At 66.4% G+C, this 15581-nt stretch carries 15 protein-coding genes; 8 read left to right on the plus strand and 7 right to left on the minus strand.

Features of this window, described 5'->3' with window-relative positions; all coding sequences use genetic code 11:
• Positions 1-34: 34 nt before the first annotated feature.
• From tsaD to A0U87_RS09250, 3 genes are read left to right on the plus strand one after another with little or no spacing between them, the layout of a single operon-like run.
• Positions 35-1069 carry a tRNA (adenosine(37)-N6)-threonylcarbamoyltransferase complex transferase subunit TsaD gene (gene tsaD / locus A0U87_RS09240; protein WP_048938168.1) on the plus strand — a complete coding sequence of 345 codons (1035 nt, stop codon included), beginning with the start codon at positions 35-37 and terminating at the stop codon, positions 1067-1069.
• Positions 1066-2037 carry an NAD(P)H-dependent glycerol-3-phosphate dehydrogenase gene (locus tag A0U87_RS09245; RefSeq protein WP_048938141.1) on the plus strand — a complete coding sequence of 324 codons (972 nt, stop codon included), beginning with the start codon at positions 1066-1068 and terminating at the stop codon, positions 2035-2037. Before tsaD ends, A0U87_RS09245 begins: the two co-directional genes overlap by 4 nt.
• Before the next feature lie 33 nt (positions 2038-2070).
• Positions 2071-3603: a lipopolysaccharide biosynthesis protein gene (locus A0U87_RS09250; RefSeq protein ID WP_010338681.1), complete on the plus strand. Its 1533-nt coding sequence runs from the start codon at positions 2071-2073 to the stop codon at positions 3601-3603.
• Between the two features lie 66 nt (positions 3604-3669).
• Here the strand turns inward: A0U87_RS09250 and A0U87_RS09255 are convergent, their stop codons facing one another.
• Entirely contained in the window at positions 3670-4668 is a 999-nt protein-coding gene (locus A0U87_RS09255) for an adenosine kinase (protein WP_048938140.1), read from the minus strand.
• Between the two features lie 119 nt (positions 4669-4787).
• Between A0U87_RS09255 and A0U87_RS09260 the strand changes: the two genes are divergently transcribed.
• Entirely contained in the window at positions 4788-5462 is a 675-nt protein-coding gene (locus tag A0U87_RS09260) for an EI24 domain-containing protein (RefSeq protein ID WP_048938139.1), read from the plus strand.
• A complete protein-coding gene (locus A0U87_RS09265; protein WP_004208885.1) occupies positions 5462-5830 on the plus strand; it encodes a hypothetical protein in 369 nt (122 codons plus the stop codon). The genes A0U87_RS09260 and A0U87_RS09265 overlap by 1 nt, the downstream gene beginning before the upstream one ends.
• Here A0U87_RS09265 and queG read toward each other — a convergent pair.
• Positions 5811-6869 (minus strand): tRNA epoxyqueuosine(34) reductase QueG, encoded by a 1059-nt coding sequence (gene queG, locus A0U87_RS09270; protein WP_048938138.1) that lies wholly within the window; start codon positions 6867-6869, stop codon positions 5811-5813. The genes A0U87_RS09265 and queG overlap by 20 nt on opposite strands.
• 22 nt (positions 6870-6891) lie before the next feature.
• Here queG and A0U87_RS09275 point away from each other — a divergent pair, with 22 nt between their 5' ends.
• The 3 genes from A0U87_RS09275 to msrB are packed head-to-tail and all read left to right on the plus strand — an operon-like array spanning position 6892 to position 9539.
• A complete protein-coding gene (locus A0U87_RS09275) occupies positions 6892-7857 on the plus strand; it encodes an ATP-binding cassette domain-containing protein (protein WP_048938167.1) in 966 nt (321 codons plus the stop codon).
• Positions 7854-9044 (plus strand): ABC transporter permease, encoded by a 1191-nt coding sequence (locus A0U87_RS09280; RefSeq protein WP_048938137.1) that lies wholly within the window; start codon positions 7854-7856, stop codon positions 9042-9044. The genes A0U87_RS09275 and A0U87_RS09280 overlap by 4 nt, the downstream gene beginning before the upstream one ends.
• A gap of 18 nt (positions 9045-9062) precedes the next feature.
• On the plus strand, positions 9063-9539 hold the full coding sequence (gene msrB / locus A0U87_RS09285) for a peptide-methionine (R)-S-oxide reductase MsrB (protein WP_048938136.1): 477 nt from the start codon (positions 9063-9065) through the stop codon (positions 9537-9539).
• Here msrB and A0U87_RS09290 read toward each other — a convergent pair.
• From A0U87_RS09290 to purH, 5 genes are all read right to left on the minus strand, one after another.
• Complete coding sequence (locus tag A0U87_RS09290) at positions 9526-11295, minus strand: hypothetical protein (RefSeq protein ID WP_048938135.1); 1770 nt, start codon at positions 11293-11295, stop codon at positions 9526-9528. The genes msrB and A0U87_RS09290 overlap by 14 nt on opposite strands.
• Positions 11273-11692 (minus strand): GtrA family protein, encoded by a 420-nt coding sequence (locus tag A0U87_RS09295; RefSeq protein WP_048938134.1) that lies wholly within the window; start codon positions 11690-11692, stop codon positions 11273-11275. Before A0U87_RS09295 ends, A0U87_RS09290 begins: the two co-directional genes overlap by 23 nt.
• Before the next feature lie 4 nt (positions 11693-11696).
• Positions 11697-13223 carry an NAD(P)/FAD-dependent oxidoreductase gene (locus tag A0U87_RS09300; RefSeq protein ID WP_048938133.1) on the minus strand — a complete coding sequence of 509 codons (1527 nt, stop codon included), beginning with the start codon at positions 13221-13223 and terminating at the stop codon, positions 11697-11699.
• Positions 13224-13402: 179 nt separating this feature from the next.
• Positions 13403-13735, minus strand: a complete 333-nt coding sequence (locus A0U87_RS09305) for a UrcA family protein (protein ID WP_004208877.1) — start codon at positions 13733-13735, stop codon at positions 13403-13405.
• Positions 13736-13963: 228 nt separating this feature from the next.
• The gene (purH, locus tag A0U87_RS09310; RefSeq protein ID WP_137405457.1) at positions 13964-15556 is read right to left on the minus strand and encodes a bifunctional phosphoribosylaminoimidazolecarboxamide formyltransferase/IMP cyclohydrolase; all 1593 of its coding nucleotides are present in this window, start codon (positions 15554-15556) and stop codon (positions 13964-13966) included.
• Positions 15557-15581 lie beyond the last annotated feature (25 nt).

Raw genomic sequence — 15581 nt, forward strand, 5'->3', positions numbered from 1 at the left:
CTCTAATGGCCACGGGCACTAGATGGAAGCGGCAATGACCATCATCCTCGGCCTGGAATCAAGCTGCGACGAAACCGCGGCGGCGCTGGTGACGGCCGACGGGCAGATATTGGCCCATCGCCTCGCCACGCAGGAAGACGCGCACCGTCCCTATGGCGGCGTCGTGCCCGAAATTGCGGCCCGCGCCCATGTCGAGGCATTGGCCCCGCTGGTCGAAGCGGCCCTGGCCGACGCAAAGATGACGCTGGCCGATGTCGATGTCATCGCCGCCACCGCCGGCCCCGGCCTGATCGGCGGCGTGATGGTCGGCCTCGTCACCGGCAAGGCGCTCGCCCATGCCAGCGGCAAGCCGCTGGTCGCGGTCAATCATCTGGAGGGGCATGCGCTCTCGCCGCGCCTCGCCGACCAGAATCTGCAATTCCCCTATCTGCTGCTGCTGGTGTCAGGCGGCCATTGTCAGTTGCTCAGGGTGGAGGGCGTCGGCCAGTATCGCCGCCTTGCCACCACGATCGACGACGCTGCTGGCGAAGCCTTCGACAAGACTGCCAAGCTGCTCGGCCTCGGCTTCCCCGGCGGCCCGGCGGTGGAAAAGGCGGCAGCGCAGGGCAATCCGCGCGCCGTGCCGCTGCCGCGCCCGCTGGTCGGCACCGATGAACCCCATTTCTCCTTCGCCGGCCTCAAGAGCGCGGTGATGCGCGCCGCGCAGTCGGGCCAATATGCGGTCGAGGATATCGCCGCGAGCTTCCAGCAGGCGGTGATCGACTGCCTGCTCGACCGCACTCGCCGCGCGCTCGCCGCGAGCGAAGGCGTGACCGCACTGGTCGTGGCTGGCGGCGTCGCCGCCAATCAGTCGGTGCGTGGAGCATTGACCACGCTGGCGCAGGATCATGGCCTGCCCTTCGTCGCGCCGCCCTTGTGGCTCTGCACCGATAATGCGGCGATGATCGCCTGGGCCGGCGCGGAGCGCTATGCTGCGGGCATGACCGACGATCTCACCATCCCCGCCCGGCCGCGCTGGCCGCTCGATCCGACGGCGGAAAAGGCGCGTGGAGCAGGAGTGAAGGCATGAAGGCGGGAGTCATCGGAGCAGGCGCCTGGGGCACCGCGCTGGCGCAATTGCTGGCGGCCGACGGGCAGGATGTGCGCCTCTGGGCGCTGGAAGCCGACGTGGTCGACGCGATCAACGGCGCCCATGAAAATCCGCTCTATCTGCCCGGCCTGCCGCTTTCGCCCTCGATCCGGGCGACCGGCGTCCTGTCGGACCTGGCTGATCGCGACCTGATTCTGGTGGTCAGCCCGGCCCAGCATCTGCGCAGCGTCGTCGCGCAGGCGCCGGCCGGCGTGCCGCTGGTTCTCTGTTCCAAGGGGATAGAGGCGGGCACCGGTCTGTTGATGTCGGAAGTCGCGGCGCAGGCGCAGCCAAGCTCGCCGATCGCCGTCCTCTCCGGCCCCACCTTCGCCCATGAAGTGGCAAAGGGCTTGCCGACCGCCGTCACCTTCGCTTGCGCCGACCAGGCGCTGGCCGAAAAGCTGGCGGCGCGCATCGCCCGCCCAACCTTCCGCCCTTATCTGTCGGACGATGTCGTCGGCGCGGAAATCGGCGGCGCGGTCAAGAATGTGCTCGCCATCGCCTGCGGCGTGTCGGAAGGGGCCGGCCTCGGCCTCAATGCGCGCGCCTCGCTGATCAGCCGGGGTTTTGCCGAAATGACCCGCTTCGGCCTGGCGCGTGGCGCCCGCGCCGAAACGCTGGGCGGCCTGTCGGGCCTGGGCGACCTCGTCCTCACCTGTTCCTCCACCAATTCGCGCAACTTCTCGCTCGGCAAGGGGCTGGGCGAGGGGCAGAGCGCAGCCGAGCTTCTCTCCAACCGTCGCACCGTGGCCGAAGGCGCGCATACCGCGCCGGTGCTGCGCGATGCAGCCCGCGCGGCCGGCGTCGAAATGCCGGTGGTGGAAGCCGTCTGCGCCCTGCTCGGCGACGCCGCACCATTGGCACAGGTCATCGACGCGCTGCTGGCGCGTCCGCTGCGGCCTGAATAAGCATCGCCGCGACACAATAGATCGCCTATAGACATGAGCATGACAATCGAGGGGGACCAGGGTCCTGTGACCGCGCAGGCGACCCCTGCCGAACAGAAGGATGACATCGCCGCCCTGGCCAAGGGCGGACGGACCAACGTCTTCGGCTTCCTGCTGCGCCTGGCTGCGCGCCTGCCTTTCCTGTTCATCGCCGGCCGCTGGTATGGCGCCGATGCGCTGGGGCGCTTCGCCTATGCCGTGCTGGTGGTGGAATTCGTCGCCCAGATCGCGACGCTGGGTCTCAAGCGCGGTCTTGCCGGCGCGCTCGCCCAGACCGAACGGCCGCACAGCCATGTCGTGACCGACGCGATGGTGGTGACGCTGATCGCGTCGCTGCTGGGGGCCGGCCTGTTGATTGCCTTCCCCCAGGCGATGTTCCCCAACAGCGGCATCAACGGGCTGGACCGGTTGCTGGCGCTGATCGTCATCGCCGTGGCCACCTCCGACGTTGCGCTGGCCGCCTGCGCCTATCGCTTCGACATCGGCGCGACGGTCCGCGCGCGCTCGATCATCGAACCCTGGGCGATCAGCATCGGCGCCTTCGGTTTCGCTTATTATTCGCTGCGCGACGGTCTGATCCTCTCCTATGTCGTGTCGATGGTCGCGGCGATGATCGCCTCGATCATCCCGATGTGGCGTCATTATGGCCGGCCGCATGGCTGGCGTCCCGATGCCGGGCGGCTCTGGCGTCTGGCGCGCCGCAACCTGCCGCTCGCCGCTGCGGACGGCGTCGAATGGGGCTCGCGCCGGCTCGACATGGCGATCCTGGGCCTGTTCGTCAGCCCGGCGATCGTCGGCATCTATTATGTCGCGCAGCAGGTCGCCTCGCTGCCGCAGAAATTGAAGACCAGCTTCGACCCCATCCTGGGCCCGGTCATCACCCGCAACCTGGCCGAGGGCAATCTGGCGGCGATCGCGCGCCAGGTCAGCCAGGTCGGCTTCTGGATCATCGCCGCGCAGGCCGGCATCGCGCTGGCGCTCGGCATTCCGGGTGAGGCCGTCATGGGCCTGGTTGGTCCGCATTTCGTCGGCGGCACCGGCGCGCTCGCCTTCCTGCTGCTGGCCGAAGTGGTCGCGGCGACCGCCGTGGTCAGCGAATCCGCGCTGGTCTATATCGCCCGCCACCGCAATCTGATGATCTCGCTCAGCATGATCGCGTTGCAGGCGGCGCTCAGCTTCGGTTTGATCCTACTCGGCAAGCGCTTCGGCCTCACACCGCAGGAACTGGCCGCCGCACCTGCTCTGGGCCTCTGCATCGCGCTCGGCGCTGGCGCTTTCGTCAAGGCGCGGCTGCTCTCCAGCCTGCTCCACGCCCGCGTCAATGCCTGGCGCTGGCCCCTGCTCAGTGCCTCGGGCGTCGCCTGCATCGTTGGTGCGGCCTTCGTCGCCCTGCCTGCGCGCTTCGAATGGGTCGAACTGGCGGTCGGCGTCTGGGCGATCCTGGGCGCCTATGGCTTCGTCATCTGGCGCTGGGGCTTCGGCCCGGACGACCGTGCCCTGTTCCGCAAGCAAAAGAACCCGGCCTGATCCACCCAATAAAAAAGCCCGCCTCTCGACCGGAGAGGCGGGCTTTTTTGTCAGTGTCTGTCGCGATCAGGCGAACAGCTTGGCGCGGATCAGGTTCAGATCTTCCTCGGGACGCGCGCCCCAGTGCGAGATCACTTCGGCGGCGGCCGCCGCGCCCAGCGCCAGGCAATCCTCGACGCTGCGCGCTTCCAGATGTGCGGCCAGATAGCCGGCGGCGAACAGGTCGCCCGCGCCGGTCGTGTCGATGATCTGGCTGACGGGCGCAGCCGGGGCCTCGTGACGCACGCCATCGACGATGGCGACCGCGCCCTTTTCGCTGCGGGTCGACACCAGCACCGGCACCTTGTCGGCGAAGCGGGCCAGCGCTGCATCGAAATCATCGACCTGCGCCAGCGACTGGATCTCGCCCTCGTTCGAGAAGAGGATGTCGATCAGCCCCTGTTCGATCAGGTCGATGAAGTCGGCGCGATGGCGGTCGATCACGAAATTGTCGGACAGGGTGAAGGCGACCTTGCGGCCGGCATTGCGGGCGGCGTCGATCGCGGCGCGCATCGCGGCGCGCGGCTGCTCGGGATCCCACAGATAGCCTTCCAGATACAGGATGCGGGCCGACTGGATCAGTTCCAGGTCCAGCGCCGCTTCGGGCAGGAACTGCGAGGCGCCCAGGAAGGTGTTCATGGTGCGCTGCGCGTCCGGCGTCACCAGGATCAGGCAGCGGGCGGTCGGAATGTCGCCCTGCATCACCGGCGTGTCGAACTTGATGCCCAGCGCGCGCACGTCATGGGCGAACACCGCACCCAGCTGGTCGTCATTGACCTGGCCGATGAAGCCGCACTTGGCGCCCAGCGCGGCGAGGCCGGCCAGCGTGTTGGCGGCCGAACCGCCGCTGATTTCCTTGGCCTGGGGCATGTCGGCATAAAGGGTCTCGGCCATTTCGGCGTCGATCAGCTGCATGCCGCCCTTGGTCAGCGCATGCTGCGCCAGAAATGCGTCGTCGCTGCGGGCCAGAACATCGACAATGGCATTGCCGATCGCGACAACGTCAAGCGTGGGGGAAGAAGTCACGCGGGCTCCTGTGAAAGATGATAGGAAAATAGCGGTAAATTGGGCCGTCTCTACCGGTCCGGGGGCGCTGGCGCAACGCTGCTGATTGACGGAGCCGCCGGCGCGCAGGATATCGGGCCATGATCATCACCGCGGCGCTGCGCGCCTTCCCCCTGATCTTCCACGCCGCCGCCCGCCGGCTGCTGGTCAAGACGCTGGCGCTGACCCTGTTGCTCTTCGCCCTGCTGGGCGTCGGGCTATGGGCGGCCTTTCACGCCACGCGCCTGCATTTCGGCTGGGGCGAGGGCGACGGTTGGGGCGGTATGGCGGAGGCGGCAGCGACCGGCCTTGCCATGATCGCGGCCAGCTGGCTGCTGTTCCGCACCATTGCCATGCTGGTCATGGGCCTGTTCGCCGATGATGTGATCGAGGCGGTGGAGCGCGATACTTATCCACAGGCTGTAGGCCGGCCGGTGGGCTATGCGCGCAGTTTCCATTATGCACTGCGCTCGGTCGGCCGAACGCTCGGCTGGAACCTGCTGGCGCTCCCCGGCTATGTGCTGCTGCTGGTCACAGGGTTCGGCACAATCGGGCTGTTCCTCGCGGTGAACGCCTATCTGCTCGGCCGCGACCTTGCCGACATGGTCGAGCCGCGCCATCCCGGCCTGCCGCCGATTGGCCGTGGCAACCGGTGGCTCATGGGCCTCGTTTCGGCGCTTCTCTTCCTCATTCCCCTGGTCAACCTGCTTGCGCCGATCTGGAGCGCGGCTATGGCGGTCCACATGTTGCTAGGGTCCAAGAGGAAGCCGGTCTGATGTCGCCCCGTTTCGCGCTCGCCGCGCTCCTGTCGCTGCCGCTTGCGGCCTGTGGCGGCGTCGTCCCGCCCGCCACCAGCTACACCCCGCCGCCCGCCGGTCCGCCGGCCAGCGCCTTCACCAAGACCGGACCGCTGATGGGCATGGATGCCAAACGCCTGACCCAGATGTTCGGCACGCCGCGCCTCGACATTCGCGAAACGACCGTGCGCAAGCTGCAATTCGCCAATGGTCGCTGCGTGCTCGACGCCTATCTTTATTCGCCCGGCAAGGGGAAGGAGCCGGTGGTGACCCATGTCGATGCCCGCACGCCCGCCGGCACAGACGTCGACCACGCTTCCTGCGCGGCTACGCTCCAGCAGCGCTGAGCAATTGGCCTAGCGCCCATTCGGCCGCTTCCGCCACGACTGGATCGGGATCGGAGGTCAGCGGCCGCAGCCGGTCGACCAGCCCCAGGTCGCCGCTATTGCCGGCCGCGATCGCCGCATTGCGCACCATCCGGTCGCGCCCGATCCGCTTGATCGGCGACCCGGAGAAAATCTCGCGAAAGCCCGCATCGTCCAGGTCGAGCAGGTCGCCCAGCGCCGGTGCCGCCAGCTCCGCCCGGCCGATGAAGGCGCGGTTGGCCGCTGCCCCCTGCGCAAACTTGTTCCAGGGGCAGGCCGCAAGGCAATCGTCGCAGCCATAGATGCGATTGCCCATCCGTGCCCGGAACTCTTCCGGGATCGGTCCCTTATGCTCGATCGTCAGGTACGAGATGCAGCGCCGCGCATCGACGATATAGGGCGCGGGAAAGGCATCGGTCGGGCAGGATGACAGGCAGGCCGTGCAACTGCCGCAATGGTCCACCTCCGGCGCGTCGGGTTCCAATGCGATCTCGGTATAGATGGCGCCCAGGAACAGCCAGCTGCCATGCTGACGGCTCACCAGATTGCTGTGCTTGCCCTGCCAGCCCAGCCCCGCGCCCTGCGCCAGCGGCTTTTCCATCACGGGTGCGGTATCGACGAACACTTTCAGCGCGGTCGGCTGCTGATCGACCAGCCAGCGGGCCAACGCCTTCAGCGCCTTCTTCACCACATCATGATAGTCGCGACCCTGCGCATAGACGGAAATGCGGCCCCGATCGCCGACCTCGGCCAGCGCCAGCGGATCACGACCAGGGGCATAGCTCATCCCCAGCATGATGACGCTGCGCGCCTCGGGCCACAGGCCCGTGGGCGATCCGCGCTGCTCGGCCCGCTCCTCCATCCACAACATGTCGCCATGATGGCCGGCCTCCAGCCATTGGCGCAGCCGCTCGGCCGTGCGCGGCGCGGCATCGGCGCGCGCGATCGCACAGGCGGCAAAGCCCAACTGCGCGGCCTGCGCTTTCAGGCGCTGCTCCAATGTTTCGTTTTGCACTGGCATGGTCCGGGATTATCAGGGGCGGATGATCGGTGACACTCCGGCTCCTGCCGCCCCCTATGCCGTCGAAGGCCATGCTCTTGTCAAGGCGTTCGGCGATTTTCGCGCGGTGGATGGCGTCGACATCGCCGTGCCCGCCGGCACCATCTATGGCATTTTGGGGCCGAACGGCGCGGGCAAGACGACCTTGCTGCGCACCCTGCTCGGCATCATCGACCCTGACGAGGGCCACCGCACCCTGCTGGGCGATCCGGCGCCGCTGCGCATGGCCAAGCAGGTCGGCTATCTGCCCGAGGAGCGCGGCCTTTACCCGTCGATGAAGGCCTATGAGGCGATCGCCTTCATGGGGGCGCTACGCGGCCTGCCGCTCCATGTCGGGCGCGAACGGGCGCGCGCCATGCTCCAGGACTATGGCATGGGTGCCTCGGTCGAAAAGCCGATCCGCCAGCTCTCCAAGGGCATGGCCCAGACGGTGCAATTGTTCGGCACCATCGTCCATGAACCGCGCCTCATCGTCCTCGACGAGCCCTTCTCCGGCCTCGACGCGATGAATCAGGAAAAGCTGGAGGCGCTGATCCGTGATCAGGCGCGCAAGGGCGTCACCATCCTCTTTTCCACCCATGTCATCGCCCATGCCGAACGATTGTGCGAACGCATCGCCATTGTCGCGGGCGGCCGCATCCGGTTCGAAGGATCGGTCGGCGATGCGCGCGACCGGCTGCCGCCCCAGGTGACATTGCGCACACGGCTGAGCGACGGTGCCTGGCGCCGCGCCTTGCCGACCGACACACTGGCGCAGGATGGCGCCTGGCATTTCGCGCTGCCCGATGACGGCATAGAACCGCTGCTGCGGGCCCTGCTCGACGGTCAGGCCGGGATCGAAAGCCTGTCGATCGAACGGCCGGGCCTGCATGACGCCTTCGTCGCGATCGCGGGGGAGGCTACCGCCCGCCAGATGCGCGATGACGCCACGCAGGAGGCCGGGGCATGAAGGAATTGCTGCGCGCCGCCAGCGTGATCGCCCGGCGGGATTTCACTGCCGTCGTCCTGTCCCGCACCTTCATCCTGTTCCTGATCGGGCCGTTGGTGCCGATCGTCATCGGCATGGTCTTTGCCGGTTTCACCCAGAAGATTTCCAGCACCGACCTGCGCCCGGTTGTCGGCATCGCCATGGCGCCCGCCGATGTCGGCGCGCTCGAACGGGCGCACAAGCGCCTGACCGAACGCATGGGGCCACAGGCGCTGCCGCGGCTTCACGCCGTTTCTCCTGATACCCCGCCGCGCATCTTGCTGGCCCGACCGGAATCGGACGTCGTCGCCATTCTCTCGGGCACGGTCTCCCGCCCGGTCCTGACCGGCAAGCCCGAGGACCTGGACCGGCTGCAGGGCGATCTCAGCCTGATCGCCAGCGCGGCGCAGGCCGAAAAGGTGCTGCACATGGTCAAGGTCGAGCGACAGGAAGTGGCGACCAGTCTCGGCGCCCAGTCTCAGGCCCGTCTGCTGATCGGTCGCACCGGCCAGATCGTCATCTTCTTCCTTACCATCTTGCTGGCGGGCATGATCCTGTCCAATCTGGTCGAGGAAAAGACGAACAAGATTATCGAGATATTGGCCGCTGCCGTGCCGGTCGACGCGATCTTCCTCGGCAAGCTGATCGCCATGCTGGGGATGAGCTTCGTCGGCATCGCCTTCTGGGGCGCCACCGCCTTCACCATCTTCATGGCGTTGAAGGCGCCCGGCACGGCCCTGCCCGATCCGGCGGTGGGCTGGCCTGCCTTCATCGCGCTCGGCATCATCTATTTCGCCATGGCTTATACGCTGCTCGGCTCGCTGTTCCTGGGCATCGGCGCACAGGCGGCGACCGTGCGCGAGGTGCAGACGCTCAACATGCCGATCACCATGGGGCAGATGATGATCTTCTTCTTCGTCTCCTACACGGTCGACCATATGGGATCGCCGCTGGAAGTGGCGTCGGTGGTCTTTCCCTTCTCGTCGCCCTTCGCGATGATCGCGCGGGCGGCGCAGGATGCGGCGCTCTGGCCGCATCTGGTGGCGATCCTGTGGCAGGGCGCGTGGGTCGCCCTCATCATCCGCATCGGCGTGCTGCTGTTCCGTCGCCATGTGCTCAAATCGGGCGGTCGCTGGTGGAAGCAGTTGTTCAGGAGCTCGACAGGCTGAGCAGGCTAGGGAGATGGAATGAACCGGCGGCATTTTCTCTATGGCGTCGCGACCGGCGCCTCTGCACTGGCCTTGTGGCAATTCCGCCCCGACGCGGCGGAAGCCGCCTATCCCTATCGCCTGACCGACGCGCAATGGCGCAGCAAGCTCAGCCCCTGGGCCTATAAGGTGCTGCGTCAGGGCGCGACCGAGTTTCCCGACAGCAGCCCGCTCAACCGCGAACATCGCGCCGGCATTTTCACCTGCGCGGGCTGTGCACAGAATCTGTTCAGTTCGAAGACGAAGTTCGACAGCGGCACCGGCTGGCCCAGCTTCTATGCGCCCTTGCCCCGCGCCGTCGGCACGTCGCGCGACTTCAGCCTGGGCGTGCCCCGGACCGAAGTCCATTGCGCCCGCTGCGGCGGGCATCTCGGCCATATGTTCGACGACGGGCCAAAGCCCACGGGCCTGCGTTACTGCATGAACGGCGTGGCCCTGGCCTTCAGTCCCGCCTGACCTTGTAGATGCGCAGCGGTCCCTTGGTGGGCAGCGGTTGCAGCCAGTCGGGCACATTGCTCCGCATCAGGTGCGCCGACAGGCTCTGGGGATGATCCTTGGCATAGAGCGCATATTCGGTCAGGCCCGCGCAGGTCACGACATAGTCGGCGCCACGCCCGCCATTGACCGACTGGATCACCGCGCGCGCCTTTTCCGGCGTCGCCATGAATCCTTCGATCACGGCGGTAATGCCGGCGGCGTTGCGGTGATGGGCAGTGCCGATCACGCGGTGCGGCGTCTGCACCAATATGTCGGGGCCAAGGTCCAGCGGCGCGAACAGGGTGGACGGGGGCAGGGTGTGCAGCGGCGCCAGCGTGGCGGCGGCCCGGCAATTGACGGCGCTGGTCTTGGCCGACGGGGCGTTGGGGATCAGGGCAATCCACAATGCGCTGATCCCGGCGGGGGTCAGCAGGATCAGCGCCACCGATCCCAGGACGCGCACCAGCGCCTGCGATGATGCCTGTACCTTGCGGAACAGGGCGATCAGCAACCAGGCGACACCGGGCAGAGCATAGACATGGGCGACCGACACGGCGCGCATAACCAGCAGCGATACCGCCATCGCCCCCAGCAGCAACAGGCCCAGCGCCAACCAGCGCATGCGCGCATCGCGGTTTACGGTTTGCCGCGCGGCGACCATTGCGCCGGCCAGCCCAACCAGTGCGGGCAACAGGATCACGCCGCGCAGCGACAGGCTCTGCACCCAGATCGGCCGGCCCTCCATCACCTGCAAATACCAATATTTATAGGCCAGCGGCCCGAGCGCCTGGAACGGATCGCCTGACAGGCAGGGACCACCGATCGCCAGCAGGATCGCAATGGCGGCCCCGCCGCCGATCGCGGCGATCAGGAAGCGCCGGGACATGCTGGCCGTGCCGATCAGCTTGCCGGCCAGCGGCACCAGCACCGCCATTGCCACCAGCGGCCAGACATAGGCGGCCGACAGCGCGTCGCATTGGTCATGCAGCAAGGCCGCCTTTCCGCGCAGCAAGGCCAGCAGCGCAAGCGCCGCCCCGCCCAGCGTCGCCGCAAAGGCCATGAAGCGCGGCGCTTCCCGGCCATCAAGCCATTGGCGCAGCGCAAACAGTCCGGCGAACAGCGCGACATAGGGCAGGGCTTCACTCGAAATCTGCAACCAGACTGCCAGCGCCAGCGCGCTCGTCACGCCGCCACGCACCCGGCTGCTATCCAGTGCGCCGGCCAGCGCGATCGTCGCCATCCAGATCTGCCAGCCATGATGGTCGATCCGCAGCGGCGTGAATTGCACCAGGATCGACGGTGCCGTCAGCAGCAAGGCCACGGTCATCAGGGCCAGAACAGGATCGCCAAGCCGCCGGGCCGCCAGATGCACGGTGCCGGCCAACCCGCCCAGCAACAGCAGCGGCACGGTGATGCAGGCGACCAGTTCTGCGGTCGCAGGCCCCAGCAGTAGCCGTGCCAGCAGGATCAGCCCTGCCACCGGCATGTCGACGATGCGCGACCAGTGCATCGGTCCGCCCAGTGGCGGGTTCACCCGATGCTGGCTGACATCCCAGAAGTTCTGTCCGCCGATCCAGTCACGCACCTGCACCAGCCGCATCGCATCGTCGGGGTCGCGAAAGCCCAGCGCGGCGAAATCGCCATGGAACAGCCACAGCATGACCGCGCTGCACGCCAGCCAGGCGAGCAGGATCAGCCAGCGGCCATGACGCTCAACTGCGCGCGAAAATGCCATATTTGCGGATCGCATAGACGCTCAGGAAACTGGCGGGGACCGATATCAGCTTGGCGATCGCCGGGGCAATGCCGACGGCGCTCAGCCCGCCAACCATGGCCATGGTGATCTCCATGCCAACCAGCGCACTGGCCACGAAGCCGAACCGCTGGGCGTGACTGGGGCCGGCGCCCGTGTCGAACACGAAGCGGATGCTGATCACCCAATGCACGACCAGGCCGATCGCATAGCCGCCAAAGGCTGCCAGCATCGGCGTTGTACCGGCTCGGCTCAGCATCAGGAAGGCCGCCATGTCGCTCGACAGCGCGCAGATGCTGGCCAGCAGGTAGCGGGCGAACATGAAGCGCGTGGCGATGGCGCCCAGCCGGGCGGTCAGGGCGCGCAACGGTTCGCCCATCGGCTCATGCGGCCTTCAGGCGGGAAGGCAACAGTCGTTCGCTGGCAAGGGCGGCGCGCTGTCCTTCGACATCCTGTCCCTCCTCGCCCGATTCATGATATTCGGCATCCTCGTTGACGCCCCAGACGTCATAGACGCGGGTGCCGGCCTCGATGTTGCGCACTGTCAACATCGCCGTCATCATCGCATGATCCTGGTTGTTATAGCGGTGCATGCCGTTGCGGCCGACCAGATGGAGCGTCGGGGCGACGGCTTCCAGCTCGGTGCGCATCGCCAGCACATGGTCGGCATAGGCATCGTCATAGACCGGATAGGCCTTTTCCTGCCGCACCACCGCGCCGCCGACGACATCGTCGGGATTGCACAGGCCCAATATGGCCATTTCCTTCTTGGCCAGGTCGATCAGGTCGGCGTCGGCCGACGCCCACAGCCCGTCGCCCTCGAAGCAGAAATATTCCAGGCCCACACAGGCGACCGATTCATCGGGCACCATTTCGGGCGACCAGCTGCGGAAATTCTGGATGCGGCCGACCTGTACCTTGCTGTCGTGGATATAGATCCAGTTGTCGGGGAACAGATCCTCCGACTTGATCATCAGCGTCACGGTCAGGAAATCGCGATATTTGAGCTCCATCGCCTCGGGCAGGGTTTCGGGCAGCGGATGGATGCGCGCGGCCAGCTCACGCATCGGCGCGGACGAAATCACATGGGCGGCGTTGATGATGACATCGCCGTCCGGGCCGTCCGCCACCACGCGCCAGCGCTCCGTGCCCTGATCCTGCGCCAGCTGCTTCAGGCTGTGCGCCATCAATATCTGGTTGCCGCCCTCGATCACCCGGTCGCGCGCGGCTTCCCACATCATGCCGGGGCCAAGGCGCGGATAGCGGAAGGTTTCGAGCAACGTCTTGGTCGCCATGCCGTCATTGGGCTTCTTGTTGAGGCCCAGCGAGCGCTTCAGCCCATCGACCACCGCCCCCCAGAGCGACAGGCCCTTGATCCGCTGCGCCGCCCAGTCGGCCGACATCTCGTCGCACGGCATGCCCCAGACCTTTTCCGTATAGGTCTTGAAGAAGATCGAGAACAGCTTGTGGCCGAACGCGTTGACGGTCCAGTCCTGGAAGGAACGGACATTGCGGTTGGGGAACAGCTTGGCCTTGGCGAAGCTCGCCATGCACAGGGTCGAGCGCCACACACCCAGATTCCACAGCGCCTCGAACGCGCGCAGGGGATAGGAGTAGAATTTCCCCTCATAATAGATGCGGCTCATGCGCGGGCGCTGGATGAAATCGTCCGGCAGGATTTCGTTCCACAGGTCGACCACTTCCTTCGACTTGGAAAAGAAGCGGTGGCCGCCAATATCGAATCGATAGCCATCCAGTTCGACCGTGCGGCTGATGCCGCCGACATAGACCGGGTCTTTCTCGATGACGGTGACGGAAAAGCCTTTCTTCGTCAGCAGATAGGCGGCGGTCAGGCCGGCCGGGCCTGCCCCGATGATGGCGACGTCCACACTCTGGTCGACACGCGACATGCTCTATATCCCCTGGATGGTCCTTCGTGTCACGCTGAGTGAAGGAAATCCTCTAAGGAGTGGTTAATCGCCGGTAAGCATGAATGAGCCGCCGACAGGAAAGGGCCGCCCCGCATGTGCGGAACGGCCCCCTGCAGTCCCCGTGACGGGGAAGGCTTCCCTTGCGGGATGGGTGAAGATCAGCCCTGGCGCTGGGCCAGCGCGTTGAGGTCGCTGCGTGCGCCGTCCAGAGCGCTGCCGACACAGTCGCGATAGTCGGGCGTCGCCGGCAGGATCGATCCGTTGACCCAGCCGCACACCTGCTTGGCGGCGCGGCTGATGCGATAATCGGCGCGGCGCAGGCCATTGTTGCTGGCCAGGTTCAGGTCGGCCACCGATACGGCGATGGTGCGGGTGGTGAGGCCGGTGGTGCCGTCAACGACGACTTCGTTGCTGCTGTTGCCGGCGATAGCCATGCCAGGCAGCGCAAGGGCCAGGGTGGCGGCCATCGCCACCAGCGTCTTCTTGGTCATCCTATTCTCCTGTCGAACATGCTTTTTCTTATGTCGTGCCCAACGCCTGACGTGGGTGCGGGGTCGTCATCCTAAATAGGATTGCCCGGTGACATTGAAAAGAGGCCAATTGCCAAAAAATGGCAGTTTTCTGCGATTTTGCGGGTGCGAACAGGATCGTTTCGCACCCGCATAAACCTGATCGCGATATCGTCCCAACGCGCCATCTAGCGCGTTGGGAAACAAGCCTTAATGGCGGAAGTGACGCATGCCGGTGAAGACCATCGCCAGGCCCGCTTCATCTGCTGCAGCAATGACTTCCTCGTCACGGATCGAGCCGCCCGGCTGGATCACCGCCGTCGCGCCGGCTTCCACTGCCGCCAGCAGGCCGTCAGCGAAGGGGAAGAAGGCGTCGGAGGCGACCGCCGAACCGATGGTACGCGGTTCGCTCCAGCCGGCCTTCTCGGCCGCGTCCTTCGCCTTCCAGGCGGCGATGCGCGCCGATTCCAGACGGTTCATCTGGCCCGCGCCGACGCCGGCGGTGCTGCCGCCCTTGGCATAGACGATCGCGTTCGACTTCACATGCTTGGCCACGGTCCAGGCGAACAGGCAATCCTTCAACTCCTGCTCGGTAGGCGCGCGCTTGGTCACGACCTTGAGCGCATCCAGATCGACCTTGCCATTGTCGCGGCTCTGGACCAGCAGGCCGCCGGCAATGCTCTTGACCATCAGGCCGGGGCGGGCCGGATCGGGCAGTTCGCCGGTCAGCAGCAGGCGCAGATTCTTCTTCTTGGCAAAGATCGCCTTGGCTTCGTCATCGGCGTCGGGCGCGGCGACGACTTCGGTGAAGATGCCGCTGATCGCTTCGGCGGTCGGGCCGTCGAGCGGACGGTTGACGGCGATGATGCCGCCGAATGCCGACACGCTGTCGCAGGCCAGCGCCGCTTCATAGGCTTCGATCAGCGTATCGCCGGTGGCGACGCCGCACGGATTGGCGTGCTTCACGATCACCACGGTCGGCGGGCCGTCGCGGAATTCGCTGACCAGCTCCAGCGCCGCATCGGCGTCGTTATAATTATTGTAGCTCAGTTCCTTGCCCTGGATCTGCTTGGCCTGGGCGATGCCATTCGCGGTCGGGCCGTTGGGCAGGTAGAGCGCCGCCGACTGGTGCGGGTTCTCGCCATAGCGCAGCGTGGTGCTGAGCTTGCTCGACAGTGACAGGCTTTCGGGGAAGGCGACGCCCTGGTCGGCAAAGGCGAACCAGCTGGCGATCATCGAATCATAGGCGGCGGTGGCGGCATAGGCCTTGGCCGCCAGCATCCGGCGGAAATCATAGCTGGTGGCGCCGCCCTTCTCGGCCATTTCGGCGATCAGGCGGGCATAGTCGGCCGGATCGGTGACGATCGCGACGCTCTCATGATTCTTCGCGGCCGAACGGACCATCGACGGGCCGCCAATGTCGATATTCTCGATGATCTCGTCGCGGTCGGCGCCCTTGGCCACGGTCGCGGCGAAGGGATAGAGGTTGACGATCACCAGGGCGATCGCGCCGATTGCATGCTCGTCCATCGACGCGACATGCTCGGGATTGCCCCGCACCGCCAGCAGGCCGCCATGGACCTTGGGGTGCAGCGTCTTGACGCGGCCGTCCATCATTTCGGGAAAGCCGGTCAGCTCGGAAATATCCTTCACGGCCAGGCCCGCCTCGCGCAGCGCCTTGGCGGTGCCGCCGGTGGACACCAGTTCGACGCCATGCTGGCCCAGTGCCTGGCCCAGTTCGATGAGGCCGGTCTTGTCCGATACGGAAAGGAGGGCGCGCTTGATGGTGACGTCGGTGGTCATGGGGATGCTTCCTGCTGTTCGGGAT

The organism is Sphingobium sp. MP9-4 (assembly GCF_005281675.1).
GTDB classification, from domain to species: domain Bacteria; phylum Pseudomonadota; class Alphaproteobacteria; order Sphingomonadales; family Sphingomonadaceae; genus Sphingobium; species Sphingobium yanoikuyae.